The sequence below is a fragment of the Methylovorus sp. MM2 genome (assembly GCF_001648895.1).
Classification (GTDB): domain Bacteria; phylum Pseudomonadota; class Gammaproteobacteria; order Burkholderiales; family Methylophilaceae; genus MM1.
Window position 1 is genome coordinate 159,723 of sequence record NZ_LXUF01000016.1, and the last position, 22,629, is coordinate 182,351.

A 22,629-nucleotide genomic window follows, 5' to 3' on the forward strand; every position below is an offset into this window, starting at 1 on the left:
ATGCCCACAGCCCATAAGAGAATTTTTATCATTTGTTCTTCTTTTAAGAATAGATTTGGTCAAAAAGAACCCCATGGTATGTATTTTTATACATACCATGGGTAACGTTACAATGAATTAATCGGCTACGACGATTTCATCTTTAACAGCAGTAACGCCTTTTACATTCTTGGCAAGCTCAACAGCCTTTTTGGCTTCTGCCTTTGATTTGGCTGTGCCTGATAGCTCTACCAAACCATTACTATCTGTCTCAACCTTAAGGTCAGTAGCACTAACTACTTTATCCTTAGCAAAAGCAGCTTTTACTTTTGCTGTGATGACAGAATCACCTACTTTTGTTGAGATAGGGTCACCATCAGCTGCAAAACCAGCCATTGGCAACAATAAAGCGCTAACAAGTAAAAGAGATTTAATAGTTGTTTTCATGTTATTTCCTCGTTGATTTGTTTAAGACGAGTCCATTATTGAAGAACAGCACTAATTAACGTATACGTTGCTAGCTGATATTGACGTAGGAATTGGCTTACCGTGCATAAAAAAGGCCTACGTGATAAACGTAAGCCTTTAAGTATTTTGGTGGGAGAGCGGGGGGTCGAACCCCCGAACGGATTAAGAGGAATTGACTCTAGTAATAAAAGCCCGCTGGAATCGCAGGTTTAAAAGCGTAAAGATAAATTGATGTCATTTTTGATGCCACCACGGTTTACTTTTTGATGGCCGGAAATTGGTTTGAATCATTATTTTAATTAAACTCTCTATAAAAGAAAGTTGTAATATCTCCTACATAATAAGGGAGGCAGAATGCTTGATGATTTAACAAAAGAGGTTAAAGCTCAATTATATGAACGAGCTAGGGGCCCATTATTTTTCACGTTTTTAGTTTCTTGGATTGGCTGGAATACAAATGGTGTATTGGTTGCATTGTCTGATTTACCAGCACCTAATAAACTAATTCAATTAAATATTTTATATCCAGATTTAATCACCCATATTGAGTACTTTCTGATTTTCCCAACTGTTAGTAGCGCTTTGTTTATTATTCTCTATCCTTTTCCCGCTATGTGGGCATTTGCTTACTGGCATAAGCAGCAGCGAAAGATTAAAGCAGTTCAATTGAAAATTGAGAGAAATACCCCTCTTAGTAAGAGTGAGGCTTTAGCCCTTAGACGAGTATCTGTTACACAGCAGATAAAACATGATGCTCAAGTGCGCGACCTTTCTTTATCAAATGAAGAGCTGGAAAAAAGGATGAATTTATTATTAGCAAATATTTCTAATGAAAAAGAAGCGAATAGTAACCTTAGGGCTGAATTAAGTGGACTACGAATTAAATTGCAGGAATTCGATGCTGCCCCACAACAAAGCAGTTTCCCACCTAGTTCTTCAAGTGATGAGAAGGTCATATTTGATAGCCTTGACGTGGCTAAGGAATTTCCTCCTCAGCTTCGTCTGTTGCTTATTGGAATAAGAGATTCTGAAAATACGAGTAAAAAGCTAAGAGCAGCAAAACTGATGGATTCTATGGCGCTCCTAATTGCTTTTTGCATGCTTGCAATGCTTGATGGTAACGCATTATCTATGGATGTTTTAGAAACACTCTTACGTGAAAAACTTCGTTTCTCTCGAATACAGATTAATGATTTTAAGAGTCAGATTAAAAACCACGCCTTGTTTTCTTACTGCGTATTACAGACAAATGTAGCCACTCATTCCAGACCAAAGTTGCCACTTGTTTCAATTGATAGTTGCCACCCATTCCAGTCTTAAAGTAGCCACCTGTTTCGAGGGGTTGCCGAAAATTAAACGCTGATTGAATGTCTGTTATCGACCCAATCCGGAAACCTGAGAATGGCGCTGATTAGGAACTTTCAAAAACATACACCATTTTTACGAAGTGTTTTCTAAAAATTAAACCACCTCAAAATAGGATTTGTAGTCCGCGCTTTTGTCGTACCACCTCGACTTGTCTTGTTGCCTGACAATCTCAAAGTTTTGAAATCCGATTCGTACCTTTTCCACTTCAACGTTTGGAAATGCGCTCATAGCAAATTCCATATCCGCTTTTGACACCTTAGCCTCAGCACCAATGTAAACTTTGGATAGATATGCCATCTTATTGAAGCCCAAATAGTAATGGCCTGTTATAGGGTCTTTTTCTGTCAGGCTGGCATAAAACCTTACTTCTTTTTCATATCTCCAATCTGAAAATTTTGCCAATAGTTTTTCCATGGTTTCGGGAATGCTGGCTTTTGTTAAAAAATGTCGTAGTTTGTTTTTATCCATTGGTATTCGTTGATCTAGGTAATTTACGGGCAGTAAAAGGTCTTGAGGTGACTTTGAAAAATCGAATGCCAGACACAAGCCTTTATGCTTATCTGTGTAATGCGACCAGAGCAATGGATTGGACATTTTTTCGCTCATGCAAATTATGCCAAAGCTTTTTGCCAGTTCAGTTCTTAGGGTTATAAACGATTTGCGTATGTTTTTATCGGAAAGGTCTACACCGATGTGCTCAAATGGGTCATTTAATTCGGTAATGATGGCTTGTTTTAGGCGCTGATCTTTGAGAGCCGCCAGCCCCCATTTCATTTTGAGGAAATGATAGAGAACCATATTTTTAGTTTTCTTGGATTTAGATAAATCAATATACGGGATTTTTCTCTCATTGGCTGTGATTGATGTTGCAAGATACCGCTATTGGCCGTCACCAGACCTTAGCCAGCGCCTCGATTCGGCATGCCACCTCAAATAAGCCTAAGCAATGATGTTTGTCCGACAATGCATCCTTGTGTGGTAGCGTTTGCTAAAAAATCGATGTATTACACGGCACTGGCTTGGTGGCGGATAATAGCGCTCATATCATTTTGCACCATTTTGGAATTCCCCCATGGAAATTAAAGTTAACTTTCTCGATAAGCTACGTCTTGAAGCCAAGTTCGATGACTTCACTGTGATTGCTGACCAGCCTATTCGCTATAAAGGCGATGGCTCTGCCCCTGGCCCTTTCGAGTACTTTCTTGCTTCATCGGCCTTGTGTGCAGCATATTTTGTGAAGTTGTACTGCAACACGCGCAATATACCCACCGAAAACATCCACCTATCACACAATAATATTGTCGATCCGGAAAACCGTTATCAGCAGATTTTCAAGATACAGATCGAGTTGCCAGCTGATATTTCCGAAAAAGACCGCCAAGGTATCTTGCGTTCCATCGACCGTTGCACGGTTAAAAGAGTGGTGCAAACCGGGCCAGAATTCGTGATTGAAGAAGTCGCTAATCTGGACGCTGATGCTCAGGCCTTGCTGACGTTAATGTTGACCTCTGATGCCAATAGTTATATCGCGGGCAAGGATTTACCCTTGGAGCAGACCATTGCCAATATGTCTAACGTATTGGCGAACTTGGGCATTAAGATTGAAATCGCTTCGTGGCGCAATATCATTCCTAATGTGTGGTCACTGCATATCCGTGATGCGCATTCACCGATGTGTTTTACCAATGGCAAGGGGTCGACCAAGGAAAGCGCGTTGGCGTCGGCTTTGGGGGAGTATATCGAACGGCTCAGCAATAACCATTTTTATGCTGGTACGTTCTGGGGTGAATACATAGCAGACGCGTCATTCGTGCATTATCCGAGCGAGCGTTGGTTCAAGCCAGGCCGTAAAGATGCACTACCGACAGAAATCCTGGATGCGTACTGCTTGAAAATCTACAATCCGGATGGCGAATTACGAGGTTCGCATCTGATTGATACCAATTCAGGCAATGTGCAACGCGGTATCTGTTCGCTGCCGTATACGCGCCAGTCAGATGGCAAGGTCGTATATTTTCCATCCAACTTAGTCGAAAACCTTTATGCCAGCAATGGCATGAGTGCAGGCAATACACTGGCCGAAGCACAGGTGCAGTGTCTTTCTGAGATTTTCGAGCGGGCGGTTAAACGTGAAATTCTAGAAGGTGAAATCACCCTGCCTGATGTACCGCAGGACGTGCTGGCGAAATATCCTAGCATTCTAGCGGGCATTCAGGGCTTAGAGGAACAAGGCTTTCCAGTGTTGGTGAAGGATGCATCACTGGGAGGAACCTACCCCGTGATGTGCGTAACTTTGATGAATCCGAAAACCGGCGGTGTGTTTGCCTCGTTCGGTGCTCACCCACGCCTGGAAGTCGCACTGGAGCGTAGCCTGACTGAATTGCTTCAGGGCCGGAGCTTTGAAGGCCTAAATGATCTGCCTCAGCCAACCTTTGCAAGTGAAGCCGTGACAGAACCCAATAACTTTGTTGAACACTTCATTGATTCCAGCGGCATCGTATCGTGGCGGTTTTTCAGCGCCAAATCGAATTTCGATTTTGTTGAATGGGATTTTTCAGGTCAAGGTGAGTATTCAAATACTGAGGAAGTCACTACGTTGCTAGCCATTTTTAAGGGAATGGGCAAAGAGGTTTACACGGCGGTGTATGACCAACTAGGTGCCATTGCTTGCAGAATCTTGGTACCAGGATACTCTGAAGTTTACCCAGTAGAAGATTTGATTTGGGATAACACCAACAAAGCCCTGCTATTCAGAGCCGACATCCTGAATCTGCACCGTCTGGACGACGATAGTTTGGCAGCACTGCTTGACCGGTTGAATAACAATGAATTAGACGACTACGGCAACATTGCCTCATTGATTGGCATCGAATTTGACGAGAATACCGACTGGGGTCAACTGACAGTTATAGAGCTGAAGCTGCTGATTAATTTAGCTTTGCAGCTATTTGAGGAGGCGCATGAACTGGTAGGTGCTTTCCTGCAGTACAACGACAACACGGTCGAGCGCGGATTGTTCTACCAAGCCTTGAATGTGGTGCTGGAAGTTTTGCTGGATAGCAAACTGGAACTCGATGACTATTCAGTAAACTTCCGCCGGATGTTTGGCAATGCCAGAATGGATGCTGCCATGGGCTCAGTAGATGGTAGCGTACGTTTCTTTGGCTTGACTCCGACCAGCATGAAACTGGAAGGGCTAGACAGGCATCATCGACTAATTGATAGTTACAGGAAATTGCATACAGTTCGGGCCAATATGGCAGCTATGATCAGTTAGCACAATAACTACAGGTATCGTCGCTTACTCTGAGTATTTTGTTGATATACCCAGATGAATTTAAAAGTATGGATGTCCGCTATTTGGCCGGAAGCGACCCAAAGCAGACACTCATTGTAAAGAGTTGGTTAAGATTTTTGATCGATTTCCTCAAAAAGCTTCTTGGCAAGGGTCAGAGCAGTCATTGCAGTCGGCCAGCCTGAGTAAAAAGCCAGATGCGTGATGACTTCGATTAATTCATCACGGCTTACGCCATTTTCCATTGCTTTCTTCAAATGAAACGGTAGTTCATTCGTTCGATAAAGGGAGATCAGACTAGAAACTGTAATCAGGCTACGATCGCGTGGCGAAAGACCAGGACGTTCCCATACATCTCCAAATAAAACTTTGTCCGAAATCTCTGCAAGTGCAGGTGCTATCTCACCGAATGCTTTCCTTGCGCCAGTTGGTTCATCACTCATGTTTTTTCCTAATGACTATGTTTAAATTTAACAACGCAATTAATCTGCTTCGACTTCGGCAAGGTATTCTTCGTCAGTCACTTTCTCCAGCCAATCGACAACTTTGCCATCTAACGCTTCCTGAATGGCGATGTGGCTCATGCCTGTCGTCGCAGTTGCGCCATGCCAATGTTTTTGTCCGCAGCCACATGAAATAACATCACCTTGTCTGATTTCCTTTTTAGGTCCACCCCAACATTGAGTCCAGCCGAGCCCGGCAGTGACAATCAGAGTTTGGCCTAGGGGATGTGTGTGCCATGCAGACCTTGCACCAGGTTCAAAAGTAACTAAACCAGCTGACACCTGACTTGGCTCGGTCGGTTGGAATAAAGGATCAATACGAACGCTCCCCGTAAAATAGGCTTCAGGGCCTTTGGTTGAGGGTTGTGAGCCGTTGCGTTTTATCTCCATTTCGTTCTCCTCTATGTGTTTCTATTGAGTTTAATTTGCTACTACCTTGGCTTGGGTCAACCCTGCTTGAATGCGGGCCGTCACAACTCCAAATGATGCGGAAGCGAGAAGAAATATCACACTCATCGCAAAAGTCGCCTGATATCCGCGGACATCGTACAAAAGACCTCCTACGACAGCGCCCAGCATGATGGATAGCTGAACGAGTGCCACCATCAAACCACCACCGGCTTCAGCGTCTTTTGGTAAAGCTTTTGCCACCCAAGTCCACCAAGCTACCGGTGCTGAAGTTGCAAGCAGGCCCCATAGACCCAGTAGGACAGTTGTTGCAATCATTGAATGGCCAAATTCGATTAAACCAATAGCGATTAAAGACATTAGTAAGGGAATGACGATCAAGGTTCTATACAATCGATTTTTCAACAGATTGCCAATCACTATCGTTCCGAGCAAACCGGCCAGGCCCAACACAAGCAATATGAATGAAATCGATGTGACGCCAGCTTTGGTAATCGTTTCAAGGAACGGCCGAAGATAAGTGAACAACGTGAACTGGCCCATGAAGAAGAAACTAGCCGCTGCCATACCAAACGCAACAGGAGGCTCCTTCAGCAGTTTCAAAATATTGCCTGAGTGGGAACCTGTTACAGCTTTCAATTTGGGAAGCTTTAGAAAGAGCCATACAAAAGCGATAGCTGCGACTGGTACGATAAAAAAGAAAGCCCCACGCCAGCCTATGATTCCGCCGAGATAACTTCCCAATGGTGCGGCAATGACTGTAGCCAATGCATTGCCTCCGTTTACAATCGCTAAAGCGCGTGGAATCTGATCATCGGAAACAAGGCGCATGGCGATGGCTGCAGACATTGACCAAAATCCCCCAATGGCAATACCTATTAATGCTCGGCCCATCATGAATATGAAGTAATTCGGGGCGAAAGTGACCACCGTTCCCGAAACAATCATCAGCAACGTCAGGGATAAGAGAAGTGTTTTGCGGTTAAGCATGCCCGCTAAAGAGGTAATAAACAGGCTTGTAATTAAGGCGAACCCACCGGAGATCGCGATCGCCTGGCCTGCTTGCCCCTCGCTAATGTTCAATTCGCCGGCAATAGGGGTTAGCAAACTAACCGGCATGAATTCTGAGGCGACCAATACAAATGCGGTTAAAGACAATCCGAATACGGCCGCCCAGTTACTTCTGTTCAATGATGCGTTATTCATGACTGCGCTTTTCATCATGGATTATTTAAGATTTGCCTGGAAGAATGCAGCCAACTTGTCAAAGGGAATCAAGTTAACCCGGTCGTAAAGGTCGACATGGCCAGCACCAGGCACGATGACCAGTTCTTTTGGTTGACCAGCAAGTCGATAGGCCTCTTCACTGAATTCACGCGAATGTGCCTCTGCGCCCGTGATAAACAGCATTGGCCTGGGCGAAATTGTCTCAATGTCATTGAATGGATAAAAGTTCATGAACTTGGTATTACTTGATAATGTGGGATGGGTCGTCTTATCTGGAGATGAGCCAGCCGGTGTAAACTCGCCGCGCGGAGTTCGATAGAAATCATAGAATTCGCGTTGGATCGGATGGGTATTGTCATCCAACTTATGCTCTGTTCCGCCTGTGTGCTTGGTGGCACCGCCGGTGAACTCCGCATAACGTTGTTCAGCAGCTTCTGCAATGATCTTTTTACGCTGTTCAAGTGTCAGTGAGTGATGCAGGGCGTTACGGTTTGCTGCACCCATGTCATACATGCTGACGGTTGCAATGGCTTTCATACGAGGATCGATCTTGGCTGCGCTGATGACGAAACTGCCGCTTCCGCAGATGCCAAGAACACCGATACGCTCCTTGTCAATGAATGACCTGGTTCCAAGGAAGTCCACAGCAGCATTGAAGGCTTCTGAATATACATCTGGCAGAACAGCATTACGCGGCTGTCCCTCGCTCTCGCCCCAGAAGGACACATCGATGGCTAGCGTGACAAATCCTTGCTCGGCCAATTTCTGTGCATAAAGATTCGAACTCTGCTCCTTCACGGCACCCATAGGGTGTCCAACAATGATGGCGGGGCTCTTGGCTTTCAAATCCAGTCCCTTGGGTTTGAAGAGATTGCCCACGACATTCATGTGGTACTGATTTTTGAACGTGACTTTCTCTACCGTTACTTTGTCGCTTTTGTAAAAATTGTCTGCACCGTTTGCCATATCGGCTGCTATCACATAAAACGGGGTCATAAATAGACCAAATAACATCGTTAGCTTCTTCATAAGATTATCTTTCCTGATTGGTTGATTCTGGATTGACCAGAGAAATAGTGGCTTTAATTGGCCCCGGCACACTTAAAGCTTCTATTCCTGAATTGATTGTTCCGAGCTTGATCAGACCCGGAGAATGGCCGAAATCACGATAGAAGATGGCCAGATTTCCCCAGGGCGCATAGTAAGTTATGTCCCCAATGGATGGGTCTATCGCCGCCGGCGCATCTTTTTTGGTCAGCTTTTTAGGAAGATCACTGATCTTTTCAGTGCTGTTGTAATCCGTAAGCGTCAAAGTAAGCGGCAGCTGAGAAATGAATTCCCGAGCAGTTGGATTATCAAGCAGAGTCGCCTGTATCACTTTATTTCCCAGAGTAATGCTGATCTTCATAGCCCTCTCCTCAGCCATTGATAGTGCGGACCAATTCATTAAAAACACCAGTCCTGAGAACCAGATCAGCGTTTTTCTTGAAATCATCATCATGTTGTTAATCTGTCCTATACAAATGACGGCGGAATAAAAGCACCTGAAGCTGTATTCTTGCGAACTGGCATTACCATTTACTAGAATAAGAAACATACTAGGGCAAAAAGGATCACATGATTAGATGGTGTAATGTACATGCGCTTGTGAGAAAATCTCACGAATGAGCTATCCTAAAACAAATGACTTGCAAGCTTTTGTAGCCGTGGCCAGGGATCAAAGCTTTACCAAGGCCGCTGCAAAGTTGGGTATTACCCCTTCCGCTCTTAGCCATACCCTCAGGGCGCTAGAAGAAAAGTTAGGGGTTCGCTTGCTGACCCGTACTACACGTAACGTGTCAACGACTGATGCGGGTGAACGATTGATGCGTTCAATTGCACCGCTATTCGATCAAATAGCAACTGAGGTAGAAGCTTTAAGTGAATTATCTGATAAGCCGAGAGGGACTATCCGCGTGTCATGCACGGATGATCAAATCGAACTCTGCTTGCGACCAATGTTGGCGCAGTTTATCAATGACTATCCAGATATCTCTCTTGAGCTATATGTCGATTATGGGTTTACCAATATAGTTGAAGAGCGATTTGATGCTGGCATTCGTATGGGTGAAGCAATCAGTAAAGATATGATTGCCGTTCGCATCGGACCAGACTGGCGGTTGGCAGTCGTAGGTGCTCCAGATTATTTCAATAAAAATCCGATTCCTAGAACACCCCATGATTTAACCAAACATGCATGTGTCAATATTCGGCACAGGCCATCTGGGTCAATCTACGCTTGGGAATTCGAAAAGGAGGGCCAGGCATTTACAGTGAAGGTTGAAGGTCAGCTTGTTTTCAATAGCATCATGCATGTGCTCAATGCAGCTGTTGATGGAATCGGATTGGCCTACATTCCAGAAGAGTTAGTCGCACCCTATTTGGCTGATGGCCGACTAGTAGAGGTATTGGCTCCATGGTGCCCGAAATTTCAGGGGTACCATTTGTACTATCCAAACAGACGCCAGACATCCCCTGCATTCACAGCATTCGTTGAAGCTTTAAAGTATAAAGACTGAATTTAAAATGCTTATACAGATAGGATGTTTTTTTATTCCATCAGTGTCTGCTATTGGCCGCACGCAGACATCCAAATTTTCAACAATTCCTTCAAATTTGCCACCCAAAACAGTTTAAAAAAGCTACTCTCTTAAACTCTTAAAAAGTGGCTTTGTCTATTATTGGTACGCTGAAGAACTCCCGCGCTCGATATTGGACAGTTTATATTTTGGGAGAACGTAATTTCCGCATGGACTCCCCTTTAAGCTGAATACGTAGTGTTCCACTAACTAGCCTATCAAGAATGGCATCCGCCACTGTAGGGTTGCCACCCTGTAAATAGTCATGCCATAAGTCCACGGGTAATTGACTCGTAATCGCTGTGGACTTCCCGCCTGAACGACTATCAATTACTTCCAGCAAGTCGCTACGGCTTTGAGGGGTAAGAGTCGCAATCCCGAAATCATCTAATATTAGTAAGTCAACTTTTGCAAGTTGCATTAACCTTTTACGAAAGCTGCCATCAGCATGCGCTAAATACAATTCTTCAAGCATTAATGTTAAGCGTTGGAAGCTTACTGACAAGCCTTGTCTACAAGCTTGATTACCCAAGGCACAGGCAATCCAGGTTTTGCCACAACCTGTTGGCCCTGTGATGAGGAGATTAAAACCGCGCTTAATCCAATCTGTACTATTAAGACTGGCAATTTGAGCCTTATCAAGCCCTCTAATATGGCCATAATCAATGTCTTCCATACAGGCGTTGGCCTTTAATTTGGCAGATTTCAATAATCTGACCAGTCGTTTGTTTTCACGGTAAGTCTGCTCCTGATCAACCAGCATGCCGAATCGCTCTTCGAATGCTAGTCCTTGGCAAGCTGAGCTGGAGAGTTGTTCTTCATAGCCTTTACTCATGCCATTAAGGTTCATTTCAGATAATTTGTTCATGGTTTGTTGAGATAGCATTTATTGATCCTTTTATAATTATTTAGTGGTAGTAACTTGCACCACGGATATTGTCATGTTCAAAGTCTGCTTCTTGCAGAGACTCCGTTTTGCGATTGTGTTTGTCTAGGTTGTTTTTAAGGATGGAATGCAGACTAGCTGTTTTGGTGACTCCAATTTCTAAAGCCAGTTTGCATGCAGCCTCAAGCCGTTCATCACCGTATTTTTTGTACAATGATTTAATCGAAGTGGTCCATCGATATCCAAAGTCCCGATGTACAGACTGAGCAAGTAGATATTTAAGGAATGCATGTGTATTGATGCCAACCGTAACTGCCCATTCCAGTTCATGTTCTGCATCCCATTTTGCGTAGTGACGATGTGCGTCATTCATATGTTCGGAATTGGTAGTTTTTTCGCCATGAGCATAACTACGCGGATGGCTAGCAACCCGATTGCCACCGTGTAATAACTCAATGGTACTTGCTGTCACAATAGCCTCTAGCTGTTTGCGAACCAAGACATGCGGAACACTGTAAAAATGTCCGTCAATTTCCACATGGTAGTCATATCCTGCCCGTACTTTATAAAACTCCTTGTACTCATAAATCTCTGAAAGTAGTGGCTTCAATGCTGGCTTATCCAGAGCTTGAAAGGCTGCAAAGCGCGAACCTGGCATTTTCTGAAATGGACGATTGTTCACCTCGACTAATAATGTTTTTATCGTTGCATTTAATTCAGATAGACTAGTAAATACCTGTTTTCTTATACGAAACATTATCCAACGTTCAATAATAAGTACGCCGCCTTCAGCTTTAGATTTATCTTTAGGCTTGTATACACGAGCTGGAAATATCGCTGTTCCATAATGACTCGCCATGTCCTGATAAGCTGTCTGGATGACGGGATCAGATCTGTTGGGTTTAGTGACTGCCGATTTTAGGTTATCGCAAATCACCATTAGAGGTACACCTCCAAAATGTTCAAACATGCGGACATGCGAGGCAATCCAATTAGCTTTGCGCTGATTCCAAACAGCATCCGCGTAGATATAGTTCGATGCGCCTAGCACCCCTACAAATATCTGCGCATGCTTAACTTTACCAGTCTCTATGTCATGAATCGGTATCGTTGGCCCAGCATAATCAACGAATACCTTTTCGCCTGCCGTGTGAATTTGTCGGAGAGATCGTTTTAATGTTTTTTTGTATTCTCGATACTGTGTGCAATAGTTACTGTATTTCATGCCGTCTGGATGGTCTATGAGGTATTCAACATGCAGTTGTGCCAAAGTCGCACCTTTTTCCTTTAGTTCTTGATTCACTAAAGACCAGTCAGGTTTTCGATTAGGGGCACCATTTCTTTTTATTGTCGGAAATAACCGCTTTTCTAAAGTTGCATCATCTAAATCAATTGGTAATGGCCATGTGATATTTGCATTGCTCATCCGCCGCAGATAATCTGCAACGGTTTTTCTGGAAACACCAATCGCTTTTTCTATCATGCGATGACTCATCCTGCTTTCAAAAGTCAGCCGTAATACATCACGAATTTTTCTCATCGGTAGCCTCCTATTCGACATCACAATTTTTCGCTGCACTAAGCGAAGTGTGGCAATTCAAATAGAATCGGTTATCACTATTGCCAAAACATAAAATTACTAATTGATTAATTTTCATTGTGCTTCTCCATAGAGCCATAGAGATGTCACTGGCCCTCTAACATGTGTTGATAGGATGATTACCTAGTCGATAGGTATGGAGAGGCCTCGACCTTGACAGTCGATGAAAGTGCGTAGACAATACAGAATCAAGGATGCAATCTTGAATGTAATGCCGAAGGCTTGGGCTCCACCCCAAGCCTTTCGCGCTTCTAAGGCCTAGTTTTTCTACTCTTTAATCCATTGTCTTCCTCCATTTATTGTTGTTGTGTGTTGTTGATCGGCTTTACCTGCTGTGCCATCCATAAATAAAATTCGCTTGTCAGAAATAAACGGTTTCGACCCACTTTGAATGATGGTGGCATTGGTAAGCCTTGGCTAAGCCTGTTTCTGGCTGTCGCTTTGGTAATCTTAAGTACTTTGCTCACTTCATCTAAGTTCATTGTTTCCATCGTCGTCCTCTAAATCAAACGTAAACATCACGATGTATCATCATAAAAAACATCTAAAATAAAAAATGCTCGTATTTTTGGACACTTGAACCAATGCCCTTATATATTGATGATGAAATAATAGATAAAAGGATATGTGCATCGGTAGCTTATGCATTAAAGGCAATCAAGTACGAGATGCAAGATTATGCTGTTACGCCAAGCCTCGCTCTTGCCCTTATAAAAAAGTACTTCTTACCTCTTCTACCAGGGGAATACCACGACTCTTTTTTAAAATTAAAACAGGTTTCTTGGGGAAAACTACATTGGAGTTACTCTGGTCTGATTTCCATGAGTTTCAAGGCTGGTGATTTAAGAGAACTACTAGAGGATATTGCTGCCTGTATTGATTGGATTTGCAGATACACCACCTTGCCACCAAGAGAACCTATTGTTTTTGATAACTTAGAAGTCAATATTTTCTTAGATATTTATCGCTTTCTAAAAATAGAAGTCGCGCATCTGAGGTATTTAGATGGTGGGAAATTTGATGTCTTTAAGGCTTGTAAATATTGTTGGAGACAGCCCGTACCAAAGCGAAAAATATGTGTATTACATACCGCGAGTAGCAAACACATTGCCATTCAATCGATTGGTAATGAAAGTCTGGATGCTAGCTCACACTTTACTAACTACAAGGAAGCTAAGCGCCAGAAGGTGACTTATGATCAAACAATCAATCAAATATTAACCAAAGAAACTCTTGCATTCCACAATGCGAATTTTGATGATCCTATTTTGCTTCCTACGGAGAATATATGGTCGTGGCTACTCGAGAGGCGGCCATTTGCAGCGCAATTGATAATTGACATGAATCAATCAACGGAAGATGACAAGATTATCAACAGCCTCCTTTCAGTACTCCATTCCCCTACTAATCTCACTGAGACATTACTTCAGCCTTACATAAAAACTAATCAACACATCAAGACTCACCCGCAATTGATTTGGCTGATGTTGTTGCGTGCTGAAGCTTGGCTTATTACAAGAAATATGCGAAAAAGCAATTGGGGTGGAAATAGAAGGGACTTAAATACATAACTTAATTTTGCAGCAGCCTGACGTTCTTTTGATAATGTTCTACATCTCATTTATTTGGGTCCCGGAAGTCTACTGATATCACCTCAATTCGATCAATATCAGGATTGGCTTTAGTCAACTCAATAGCGCGAATACTCAAACGCTCAAGAATTTCTATGTATTCCAGCCTTTTGCCGCCCTGTGGATTCTCCCATGAATGATCCACGTTATGTACCATCAAGAAAAACCCTAGCCTTATATCGTGCGCTCGCATGTATTGCTTCATGAGTTGGTTCTCCAACCGCTCCAGCAAAACGTGAAGCGGCCAAGACTCGGCTACTTTTAGTTCCAAACAGCATCCTATAAGTTTAGGATAATCAAATCGCAAGTCAGGATTCTTTCCAGGATCGACTTCCGCTTCTTGAGTGGCTATATATCTATGGCGAGAGGTCTCAGTTAATTTGGTGTGGAACCATTTTCTAAAATCAGCTTCAATCCATTTCGTGTGCGCTTGATTTCTTATACTACTTCCATCGGGAAGCTCCACGTTGTATTTGATGTCTAGCAATCTTGAGTGTACTAGATTAAAAAGTTGTTCAGCGTTTCGAGGCGAAAATTCATTTTCTTTTCGTAACTCGATTACTTGAGATGGAACGAATTCACTTGCATCGGCGATGATCTTAATCTGTTTTTGGATGACCTCTTGCAACCAGTGCTTATGTGGCTCCAAATCAGGACTGATTACTACTTTACGAAGTTGCTCTAAGATATTAGGGCCTTGCAACTGCGAGAATTTATCTATCAAACCGTATCTAAAATCTTGGGCATGATCTCTGTCACCAGGAGAATAAGCGCCAGTGCGGTTTATATCTTCTTTAGGATTAACATACTTATATACAAATATTACGAAGTTAGCCCAAAATCTAGGGTCGAAGTATTGCGGTTCTGGGAGAACTAGAGCGCTTTTAAAGCGATTTCCTCCTAGATTTCCTAAAATACCAACAATCCATTCGTTAGCTCTTTCCGGTATTTTCTTTATCTTTTCATCGGAGTATTTCATTGCAGATAGGGGATCTACCTGAAAAAATAAACCTAACCATATTTTGCATCGATTATCTTCAGGTTCATATATATTCAGTCTGGAAGTACAAAGTGCTTTTACGGAATTAATAACTGGACTCTCCCTTTGAATTAGAATTGATATCGTAGCATCCAATATTTGAGAGCTAACAGGGTCTAACTCTTGCAGTTTGATTAATAAATTTTGGCGTATCAGCGGCCAATGCTCTCTTCCGCCCCATAAAAGCTTTTGAATAACCGAATTAGAAATATTGGTTTCATCAAATAACCATTCAAGCTCCATCGAGTTTGAGAACTCTTGAACAAAAATCTCTGGCCTTGCCTCAATAAAAGAATTTAACCAATCAGGAAACCCATTCATTTCGTTCAAGGAATATCTACATACGCGCAGAGAATCTTCAGCTGAAATATCCGAAAAAGTTATTTTCTTGCGAACGACAAGTGATTGGAGACCACACAAACCAGTGATAATGCTTTGGGGGGTTGAGTGAGGGATAAGCTGTGCTGGTAGCAAAGGCATTACTTTGTTCCATGATTTCTCTGCTCCACGTCTGGTAGCCCAAGCAATCAATTTACCGCGTTTTTTCTCTAAATAAGACCAGTCATTAATGGCCCACCGCGAAGTTTTTTCCTGAAACGAAACCTCGTGAAGCAAATGACTTATGAAGTGTTGGTTCTTCCCTGTATAGATACTGCGTAAACCGGTATATAAATAATACCTATCGAGTATTCCATTCGTAAATTTCTCATATCTTCTTTTTATGTATTTCTTCCACTCTCCCCCTTCTAATTTGTATTTCCAATTCATACGCCAATGGACAGAAAAATTTCGAAAGATATTTGGAAGCGACAGTTGTAGGCACTCTAAGAGCGGGATCTGGGTTTTACCAGAGAGTTTTAGCAATCTTATTAGCTTGAAACTCAAAGAAGGAACCCAAAGCTCTAGTGCTAATCGGTGGGCAACTTGAACATCTTTAAAGTTATTGTTTTTCTCACAAAAACTTACCAACCATTCAATATCGTTTGAATCAAATTGAATAAATCTCCAAAGTCTACTAATCCTCCATAAATTTTCTTTAGGCTCTCCAAGAGTGATGCGATGCAACTCCACACCAGTAATAAATGCCTGCTCCTTGATCTCGGCATTTGCGTTTAAAGTTTTTTTGAAATTAGACACAAGATTTTCATCGGTAAAATGAAGGCCATGATTCATCAAATTATCTAGCAAATGAAGAGCATTAACGATCACCAAATTCTCAACCGAAGCTGTTTTCGATTTCACTGCTTTATCAAGAGCAATGATTAATAATTGCGCAAGCCACTCACGGCGTTCCTCTTCATCAAGATCATAAGTAGTGTCTTCGGGAACAAACTCCATTATTTCGATAAGAATGGATATTAGTTGGATAAAATCTAATTTATCCGAAACGGCACTGAAATGCTTCTTTAACCGCCATGATGCTCCAGTGGAGTACCTGTTTGGGGCGGTAGAGTTGAGAATTAATGTTTTCAACTCATGGCTGCTAAGGTTGTCTGGATAAAGGCATTCAATCAACTCAGTAAGAACTGAGTGAGGAAATGGAGGGAGTAATAAAGCTTCATGCTTTAATTGTGCGAGATAATTTGTATCAGAGTTAGCTTCAAAACATTGGATAGCTAAGATCCTATTAGTTTCTGTAGTATCGCTATCAGAGAATATCTTTAATACAGATGGCAAACACTCTCTTAAACTCCCGAATTTAACGACAAGTAATAGTTCACTGATAAATCTCGATTCTGTTTGTGGCGATTGCAGTAACTCCGAAATACTGTCACAAAGATTGCTATCCGCGATACGACTTAAAATAGCAGGATCATAATTAATTCTATTTATTTGTCCATTCTTATAGAGTTTATCAATTTTAAGCAGTAACTCCCGTCTGTAATCAGTAGAGAGTTTAGAGGGATCACCATAGGAAAAGTGAATATCGGGCGCACAATCTAATATGACCTCACGAATTCGTTGATTAAAAGTTGTATCTCCAATACATAGCCAGGCAGCGACCGGCGCTAAATGTGACTTAAGGACTAATCTGCCTTCGAACGAATAAGTTAAAAGTGTTACTAATTTGTCTAGCGTTAATCCATCATTCAAACGCTCTTGTAACCAATCGGCAGCCAGTAACTCAAGTATTCTCCTATGATGAAATTTAATAGTTCCAAAAAACGCTGTGTCAAATAATGGTCTATCCAAGAGTGCTCTTTTTTCTTTACCAACCCAATTTGGCATTAAACAATCTGAGGGATTTAATGCGAGGGAGTTATTAGAAATATTGTCATCCGGGATTCTGAAATGAAGGTTCTTGCAAAAAACAGCCGCCGCCCCTAATGACTGCAAGCCATCAAGAGCTCTTTCGGGAGACAGTGGATTTTGTTTTTCACGATTTTCTGGATCTTTAGTGGAGGCAATTATTCTTCCTTTTAAAAGTTCATAAAGGCTTCCAAGCTTGCCATGAGCTTTCCAATAAGAAATGAGTTCGCTCACATCTACTGGTCTGCGAGCTAATTCCCAAGCATTTTGTTTTTGAATTGCCTCGATGAATTCATTTATGTTTTCTACTTCTTCGCTCTTTGCATACAATCGCACTTGATCAAGGCTAAGAGCTTTTATATGGACGATAAAGGGTTCAATGTTTCGTGCATTCTTGATATTAGACTTGTTACTTTGAAAAGGATTTAGATTAACGGTGGGTGCCAACAGGAAGGTATCTTTGAGTTTTTGAGCATCTGTTTTTGGTCTCCATTCACTAATGCGTGAAGTGAGAATTATGGTTGCTCTCTCAAGTTGTTCTGATCCAACCGTATCACCAAGTCTACTGATGGCTAGAAAAAAATCATCTGGTCTCGCGATTTTTGACTCATCAACAGAATCTAAAAAAATGTAACCGTGCTCTGCCGATTTTTTCCACCTGAGAAATTCATCATACTGCTTTGAGCCCAGAGAGGTTTCTAAGCTGTTACCAACAAGGCTATAAAGATCTACCTTGAAACTAAATTTTTTGTGGGCACTTAGCTTGTTATGTTGAATCTCAAGCTCTTTTGTCTTTCCACTTCCCAATTCGCCAAGAATGACTACGATTTTCTTAGATAAGAGCTCTTGCCATGTAAGGCCGTCATTACCAGAGTCTTCTAGTAGATAGCTGTCTTCAGCTAATTTCCTGAAATCCCCATCTTCAGGAGCCACAGTAAATAATCGATTTAGATCTACAAGTATAGACATGACCATTTCCCCCTTAATTAAATATTTCTATTTAGTTTATGTTTTTGTTTAGAATACATTTTATTTGGAATATATACTAAAGATTGTCCTGATTGACCATCCTCCATACTATTGGTTTAGTCAGGGAAAATAACAATTAACAGTATGTTGCCCTGAGGTTGATAAATAGCTCCTGGCAATTTTAATTACACTCAAAAAAGGGGAAAGAGATGGGATTCTATCTTCGTAAAAGTATTAGTGTAGGACCTCTTCGCTTCAATTTCTCCTCAGCGGGTATCGGCGTTTCAGGAGGAGTTAAAGGATTTCGGGTCAGTACTGGTCCAAGAGGCAACTATATACACATGGGACAAGGTGGGCTTTATTATAGAGTTACAATTCCTTCCAATGCTTCGCCAGCAATACCAATTACTCCTTCCTATAACATCCACACAATACCAGTAGGCACTCACGCACCTTTGGAGGATATAGAGTCGGCTGACGTATCCGAAATAGTCGATTCCTCATCGAAAGATTTGCTCAATGAGATAAACGAGAAACAGAAAAGACCAAGGTTCTGGCCCATTATTGCGATTGTTTCTGTAATAGTTTTTGGTATGGTCTCGAATAATGGACTACCAGGTTGGGTGGCAGGATTAATTATTTTGAGCGGCTGTATAGCAACTTATGTTACTTACACAAAAGATATCTTAGCAAAAACCGTTGTTCTTTTTTATGAGTTTGATCGCGCAATGGAAAGCGCTTATGAACAACTTCATAAGGCGGCAGAAGAGCTTGCAGCATGCAGTGCTGCTTGGCATATAGAATCCTCAGGTCAAGTATATGATCCTAAATATCATGCGGGTGCTAGCACACTGTTGAGCCGTAAGAACACAACCATCAAGAAATCGGAACCTCCATTTTTGAAAACGAATATCGAAACAATCTCTATTGGCGTTGGACGCCAAACGCTTCATTTCTTTCCAGATCGAGTACTTGTATATGAAAAAAATGGCGTAGGTGCGGTTAGTTATAAAGAATTAACAATAGAGGTTTCAGGTTCTCGGTTCATTGAAGAAGAATCTGTCCCCAGAGATGCAACTGTGGTAGATCACACTTGGAAATATGTAAATAAGTCTGGTGGGCCAGACAAACGATTTAAAGATAATAGAGAGATACCTATTTGTCTTTATGAAGCAATTAAGCTATCAAGCTCAAACGGATTAAATGAGCTCATTCAAGTTTCAAAAAATGGGGTTGGGTCGGAATTCTCCCAAGCAATACACATGCTTGGGAGAAACATTCCGGAAGAAGCTTCAAAAATATAAAAACGTGCAAAAATGAAAAAAATAGATTCTTCCAATTTTAAAATTTATGTTCCCGTTGTCCTTTGGGCGGATGATCTCCGTGAGCTTTTTTCCATTCTCAGTGACTATGAAAATGTCAGAATTACTTCTGACAACATTGAGTACGAATCCTTGAAGGAATTTCTTCAACATACAAGTTGGCGTAGAGCCTCTGAGGTGAATATAAGAGTTCCTGAGCCATATGTATCAATTAGTATGGATAACTCAAGTACACGACTTCATATGTCATCTAGTCAGAGAGTCGAATTGGGACTATTTTCTCAATTGGATGAAGTGCTTACTCGTTGTGAGCGTTCGCCACGGTTTTTTTATAGTTACAAATGGGTATTAATTTTACCTTTATTTGTTCAGGCTTTATTTGCAGTGTCCCCGATTGCAATTAATGCAGACTTAAAACTGGCAATTTCTATTTTGATGCTTTTATGGAGTAGTTCAGTTATGTATATCAATCTCTGTAAACATTCTATTGTTAACCGTGTTAACGAAAAAGACAGACCTGGATTCCTGAAACGTAATTTGGATGGGATACTGATTGGAATTATTAGTGCGATTTTAGGTGGCATAGTTGGGATTTTTACCCCCCCAATAGTTGAAAAACTTTGGGATAAAAATCCCACTATCACCCAAAACCAAGTAAAACCGCTACAAGGTAATTTGCCCAAATAGAAATGCTACTTACTTTAGAAGCATTTGGTTTGTAATATATGGCTACATACTTATTGTTCCAAGTGGCTACTTTGGATTGTTATAGGTGGCTACTTTGATTGGAATACTCACTTACAATTCCCAACTTAAATCAGTCGTCTTGACATCAGATGGTGAGCGATTAGTCGTTTCTAGTGGCCTGTCTAAATTGATTCTTGATACGCAAGATGGCAGTAAATAATCAAAAAATGTAAAAGGTTCGATGGCACTTACTGTCGACTAACGGATTTTAAAATCGATTTTTGATGCCATTTTGATGACAGGGAGTATTTAAATCTTGCGAAACGCCTGTGTTCATGCGGAGTGGTTAATTTTACAACTTACTGATTTAATTGGGGTACAAGCCGCGTGAATGGTGGGAGATCGGGGGGTCGAACCCCGGACAAACGGATTAAGAGTCCGCTGCTCTACCAACTGAGCTAATCTCCCACAAGGGCGCCAATTATCAATAGAATGGCTTGATATGTCAACTTGAAACAGTTGGCTTAATCTTGTAAGTTACGTTCTTATCTATCAAAAAGCCTGATACTCAATGACATTGCAAGTAGTTCCAACTCAACCTTTTTCCGGGCAGAAGCCGGGTACTTCAGGGTTACGTAAGCGCGTTGCAGTATTTCAACAACCGCATTATCTCGAGAATTTCGTACAAAGTATCTTTGATACAGTGGGCGCGCCAGAGGCTGCAACCCTGACTTTGGGTGGGGATGGGCGGTATTTTAATCGCCAAGCGATTCAGATCATATTGAAGATGGCTGCTGCAAATGGTTTTAGCCGCGTTTTGGTAGGGCTGGGCGGCATACTTTCCACACCTGCTGCATCATGCGTGATACGTAAATACAAGACATACGGCGGTATCATTCTTTCAGCCAGCCATAATCCTGGGGGTATTGATGGTGATTTCGGCATTAAATACAACACACCAAATGGCGGCCCTGCACCAGAAAAGATAACCGAAGCGATTTATGAAAGTAGCAAACAGATCACGTGTTATCAGATATTAGATGCGCCGGATGTTAGCTTGGATGGAATCGGCGAAACACGGCTGGGGGACATGGTCGTTGAAGTTATCAGCGCAGTAGATGATTATGCTGAATTGATGTCGGCTATTTTTGATTTCAATGCGATCAAAGCACTATTTGCCAGTGGTTTCAGCTTCAGGTTTGATGCCATGCATGCAGTAACCGGGCCTTATGCGCGTGAAGTCTTTATCAATCGCTTAGCTGCTCCAGAGACAAGCTTGATGAATGCGATTCCTCTGGAAGATTTTGGTGGAGGGCACCCTGACCCTAATCTGACTTATGCGCATGATTTAGTCACCGTTATGTACGGCGATAATGCCCCAGATTTTGGTGCAGCTTCAGATGGAGATGGTGACCGTAATATGATACTGGGGCGCGGATTTTTTGTTACCCCATCTGATAGTTTAGCTTTGCTTGCGGCAAACGCGCGTTTAATTCCGGCTTATGCGCAAGGTATTGCTGGCGTGGCGCGTTCGATGCCGACTAGTGCCGCAGTCGATCGAGTGGCCGAGGAGCTTGGTATTCCATGTTTCGAGACACCCACAGGCTGGAAGTTTTTTGGCAACCTGATGGATGCTGGCAAAGTGACACTTTGTGGTGAAGAAAGCTTTGGCACGGGGTCTAATCACGTACGTGAAAAAGATGGATTATGGGCAGTCCTGTTTTGGCTGAATATTCTGGCCATCAAGCGGCAGCCTGTTGAAAATATCATGAAACGTCACTGGGCACAGTATGGGCGCAACGTCTATTCTAGGCATGATTATGAAGGGTTGCCGACCGATGCTGCAGCGGGCGTCATCAATCATATACATGCAAGTTTTATCTCATTGACGGGAAAGCAGTTTGGGCGATATACGATCCAAGTTTGCGATGATTTTAGCTATACGGACTCAGTTGATGGCAGCATCAGTAACAATCAAGGTATACGGATTCTATTTGTTGACGGATCACGTATTGTGTTCCGCCTATCGGGCACGGGAACTGAAGGCGCTACTCTGCGGATATATCTCGAAGCTTATGAGCCTAATCGTGGTCAACATCATCTCGATGCACAAGTGGCACTTGCAGAGATGATCCAAATTGCACTGGATATTTCCGAGTTGAAGCAGCGTACAGGGCGCGATGTGCCTACGGTGATTACATAGGCCGCTATATAGGCATGGTGTTTTCTAAGTTACTGAATATAATAGCAGCGGAACACTGCATAGATGCTCAATTTTGGTGAAGTGATTTGCCAATTTATTGCGTTTGAGTCTAGTATCAAAGGTAAGAGCCAAGCGTGCGAAAGTGTTATTGGGGAGCGCACGCTACTTTAAAATTG

19 protein-coding genes and 1 tRNA gene are annotated in these 22,629 nt (G+C 42.2%); 8 read left to right on the plus strand and 12 right to left on the minus strand.

Annotation, left to right across the window (positions count from 1 at the left end; translation table 11 throughout):
* Window positions 1-117: 117 nt before the first annotated feature.
* Window positions 118-426 (minus strand): BON domain-containing protein, encoded by a 309-nt coding sequence (locus A7981_RS11355; protein ID WP_067268259.1) that lies wholly within the window; start codon window positions 424-426, stop codon window positions 118-120.
* A 375-nt stretch (window positions 427-801) separates the two neighbouring features.
* Between A7981_RS11355 and A7981_RS11360 the strand changes: the two genes are divergently transcribed.
* Window positions 802-1,767, plus strand: coding sequence for a hypothetical protein (locus A7981_RS11360; RefSeq protein WP_067268260.1), 966 nt, complete (start codon window positions 802-804; stop codon window positions 1,765-1,767).
* Between the two features lie 141 nt (window positions 1,768-1,908).
* On the opposite strand, the gene A7981_RS11365 is transcribed toward A7981_RS11360, so the two are convergent.
* Window positions 1,909-2,589 (minus strand): DUF2971 domain-containing protein, encoded by a 681-nt coding sequence (locus A7981_RS11365; RefSeq protein WP_165595557.1) that lies wholly within the window; start codon window positions 2,587-2,589, stop codon window positions 1,909-1,911.
* Window positions 2,590-2,887: 298 nt separating this feature from the next.
* On the opposite strand from A7981_RS11365, the gene A7981_RS11370 reads away from it, so the two are divergent.
* Complete coding sequence (locus A7981_RS11370; RefSeq protein WP_067268262.1) at window positions 2,888-5,092, plus strand: OsmC domain/YcaO domain-containing protein; 2,205 nt, start codon at window positions 2,888-2,890, stop codon at window positions 5,090-5,092.
* Window positions 5,093-5,220: 128 nt separating this feature from the next.
* Here the strand turns inward: A7981_RS11370 and A7981_RS11375 are convergent, their stop codons facing one another.
* The 5 genes from A7981_RS11375 to A7981_RS11395 form a co-directional block, all read right to left on the minus strand.
* Complete coding sequence (locus A7981_RS11375; protein WP_067268263.1) at window positions 5,221-5,553, minus strand: carboxymuconolactone decarboxylase family protein; 333 nt, start codon at window positions 5,551-5,553, stop codon at window positions 5,221-5,223.
* 39 nt (window positions 5,554-5,592) lie between these two features.
* On the minus strand, window positions 5,593-6,003 hold the full coding sequence (locus tag A7981_RS11380; protein ID WP_067268265.1) for a cupin domain-containing protein: 411 nt from the start codon (window positions 6,001-6,003) through the stop codon (window positions 5,593-5,595).
* 30 nt (window positions 6,004-6,033) lie between these two features.
* Window positions 6,034-7,227: an MFS transporter gene (locus tag A7981_RS11385; RefSeq protein ID WP_217234105.1), complete on the minus strand. Its 1,194-nt coding sequence runs from the start codon at window positions 7,225-7,227 to the stop codon at window positions 6,034-6,036.
* 21 nt (window positions 7,228-7,248) lie between these two features.
* Window positions 7,249-8,094, minus strand: coding sequence for an alpha/beta hydrolase (locus A7981_RS11390; RefSeq protein ID WP_217234107.1), 846 nt, complete (start codon window positions 8,092-8,094; stop codon window positions 7,249-7,251).
* 187 nt (window positions 8,095-8,281) lie between these two features.
* Entirely contained in the window at window positions 8,282-8,749 is a 468-nt protein-coding gene (locus tag A7981_RS11395) for a cyclophilin-like fold protein (protein ID WP_088178074.1), read from the minus strand.
* Window positions 8,750-8,912: 163 nt separating this feature from the next.
* Between A7981_RS11395 and A7981_RS11400 the strand changes: the two genes are divergently transcribed.
* Window positions 8,913-9,806 (plus strand): LysR family transcriptional regulator, encoded by an 894-nt coding sequence (locus tag A7981_RS11400; RefSeq protein ID WP_067268271.1) that lies wholly within the window; start codon window positions 8,913-8,915, stop codon window positions 9,804-9,806.
* A gap of 202 nt (window positions 9,807-10,008) precedes the next feature.
* Here the strand turns inward: A7981_RS11400 and istB are convergent, their stop codons facing one another.
* The 3 genes from istB to A7981_RS11415 form a co-directional block, all read right to left on the minus strand.
* Window positions 10,009-10,752, minus strand: a complete 744-nt coding sequence (istB, locus tag A7981_RS11405) for an IS21-like element helper ATPase IstB (RefSeq protein ID WP_067268273.1) — start codon at window positions 10,750-10,752, stop codon at window positions 10,009-10,011.
* Window positions 10,753-10,774: 22 nt separating this feature from the next.
* Window positions 10,775-12,292: an IS21 family transposase gene (gene istA / locus A7981_RS11410; protein WP_082889307.1), complete on the minus strand. Its 1,518-nt coding sequence runs from the start codon at window positions 12,290-12,292 to the stop codon at window positions 10,775-10,777.
* A gap of 356 nt (window positions 12,293-12,648) precedes the next feature.
* Complete coding sequence (locus tag A7981_RS11415) at window positions 12,649-12,843, minus strand: helix-turn-helix domain-containing protein (protein WP_131800964.1); 195 nt, start codon at window positions 12,841-12,843, stop codon at window positions 12,649-12,651.
* A gap of 93 nt (window positions 12,844-12,936) precedes the next feature.
* Here A7981_RS11415 and A7981_RS11420 point away from each other — a divergent pair, with 93 nt between their 5' ends.
* On the plus strand, window positions 12,937-13,923 hold the full coding sequence (locus A7981_RS11420) for a hypothetical protein (RefSeq protein ID WP_067268286.1): 987 nt from the start codon (window positions 12,937-12,939) through the stop codon (window positions 13,921-13,923).
* 46 nt (window positions 13,924-13,969) lie between these two features.
* Here A7981_RS11420 and A7981_RS11425 read toward each other — a convergent pair whose 3' ends face one another.
* Window positions 13,970-18,241 carry a hypothetical protein gene (locus A7981_RS11425; protein WP_067268287.1) on the minus strand — a complete coding sequence of 1,424 codons (4,272 nt, stop codon included), beginning with the start codon at window positions 18,239-18,241 and terminating at the stop codon, window positions 13,970-13,972.
* 209 nt (window positions 18,242-18,450) lie between these two features.
* On the opposite strand from A7981_RS11425, the gene A7981_RS11430 reads away from it, so the two are divergent.
* The 3 genes from A7981_RS11430 to A7981_RS12360 all read left to right on the plus strand — a co-directional run bounded on the left by A7981_RS11430 (window position 18,451) and on the right by A7981_RS12360 (window position 20,470).
* Window positions 18,451-19,545, plus strand: a complete 1,095-nt coding sequence (locus tag A7981_RS11430) for a DUF4236 domain-containing protein (protein ID WP_067268288.1) — start codon at window positions 18,451-18,453, stop codon at window positions 19,543-19,545.
* Window positions 19,546-19,557: 12 nt separating this feature from the next.
* Window positions 19,558-20,250 (plus strand): hypothetical protein, encoded by a 693-nt coding sequence (locus A7981_RS11435; protein ID WP_067268289.1) that lies wholly within the window; start codon window positions 19,558-19,560, stop codon window positions 20,248-20,250.
* 85 nt (window positions 20,251-20,335) lie between these two features.
* The gene (locus tag A7981_RS12360) at window positions 20,336-20,470 is read left to right on the plus strand and encodes a hypothetical protein (protein ID WP_256365551.1); all 135 of its coding nucleotides are present in this window, start codon (window positions 20,336-20,338) and stop codon (window positions 20,468-20,470) included.
* Window positions 20,471-20,642: 172 nt separating this feature from the next.
* On the opposite strand, the gene A7981_RS11440 is transcribed toward A7981_RS12360, so the two are convergent.
* A tRNA-Lys gene (locus A7981_RS11440) sits at window positions 20,643-20,718 on the minus strand.
* Window positions 20,719-20,821: 103 nt separating this feature from the next.
* Between A7981_RS11440 and A7981_RS11445 the strand changes: the two genes are divergently transcribed.
* Window positions 20,822-22,453 (plus strand): alpha-D-glucose phosphate-specific phosphoglucomutase, encoded by a 1,632-nt coding sequence (locus A7981_RS11445; RefSeq protein WP_067268290.1) that lies wholly within the window; start codon window positions 20,822-20,824, stop codon window positions 22,451-22,453.
* Window positions 22,454-22,629: the final 176 nt, after the last annotated feature.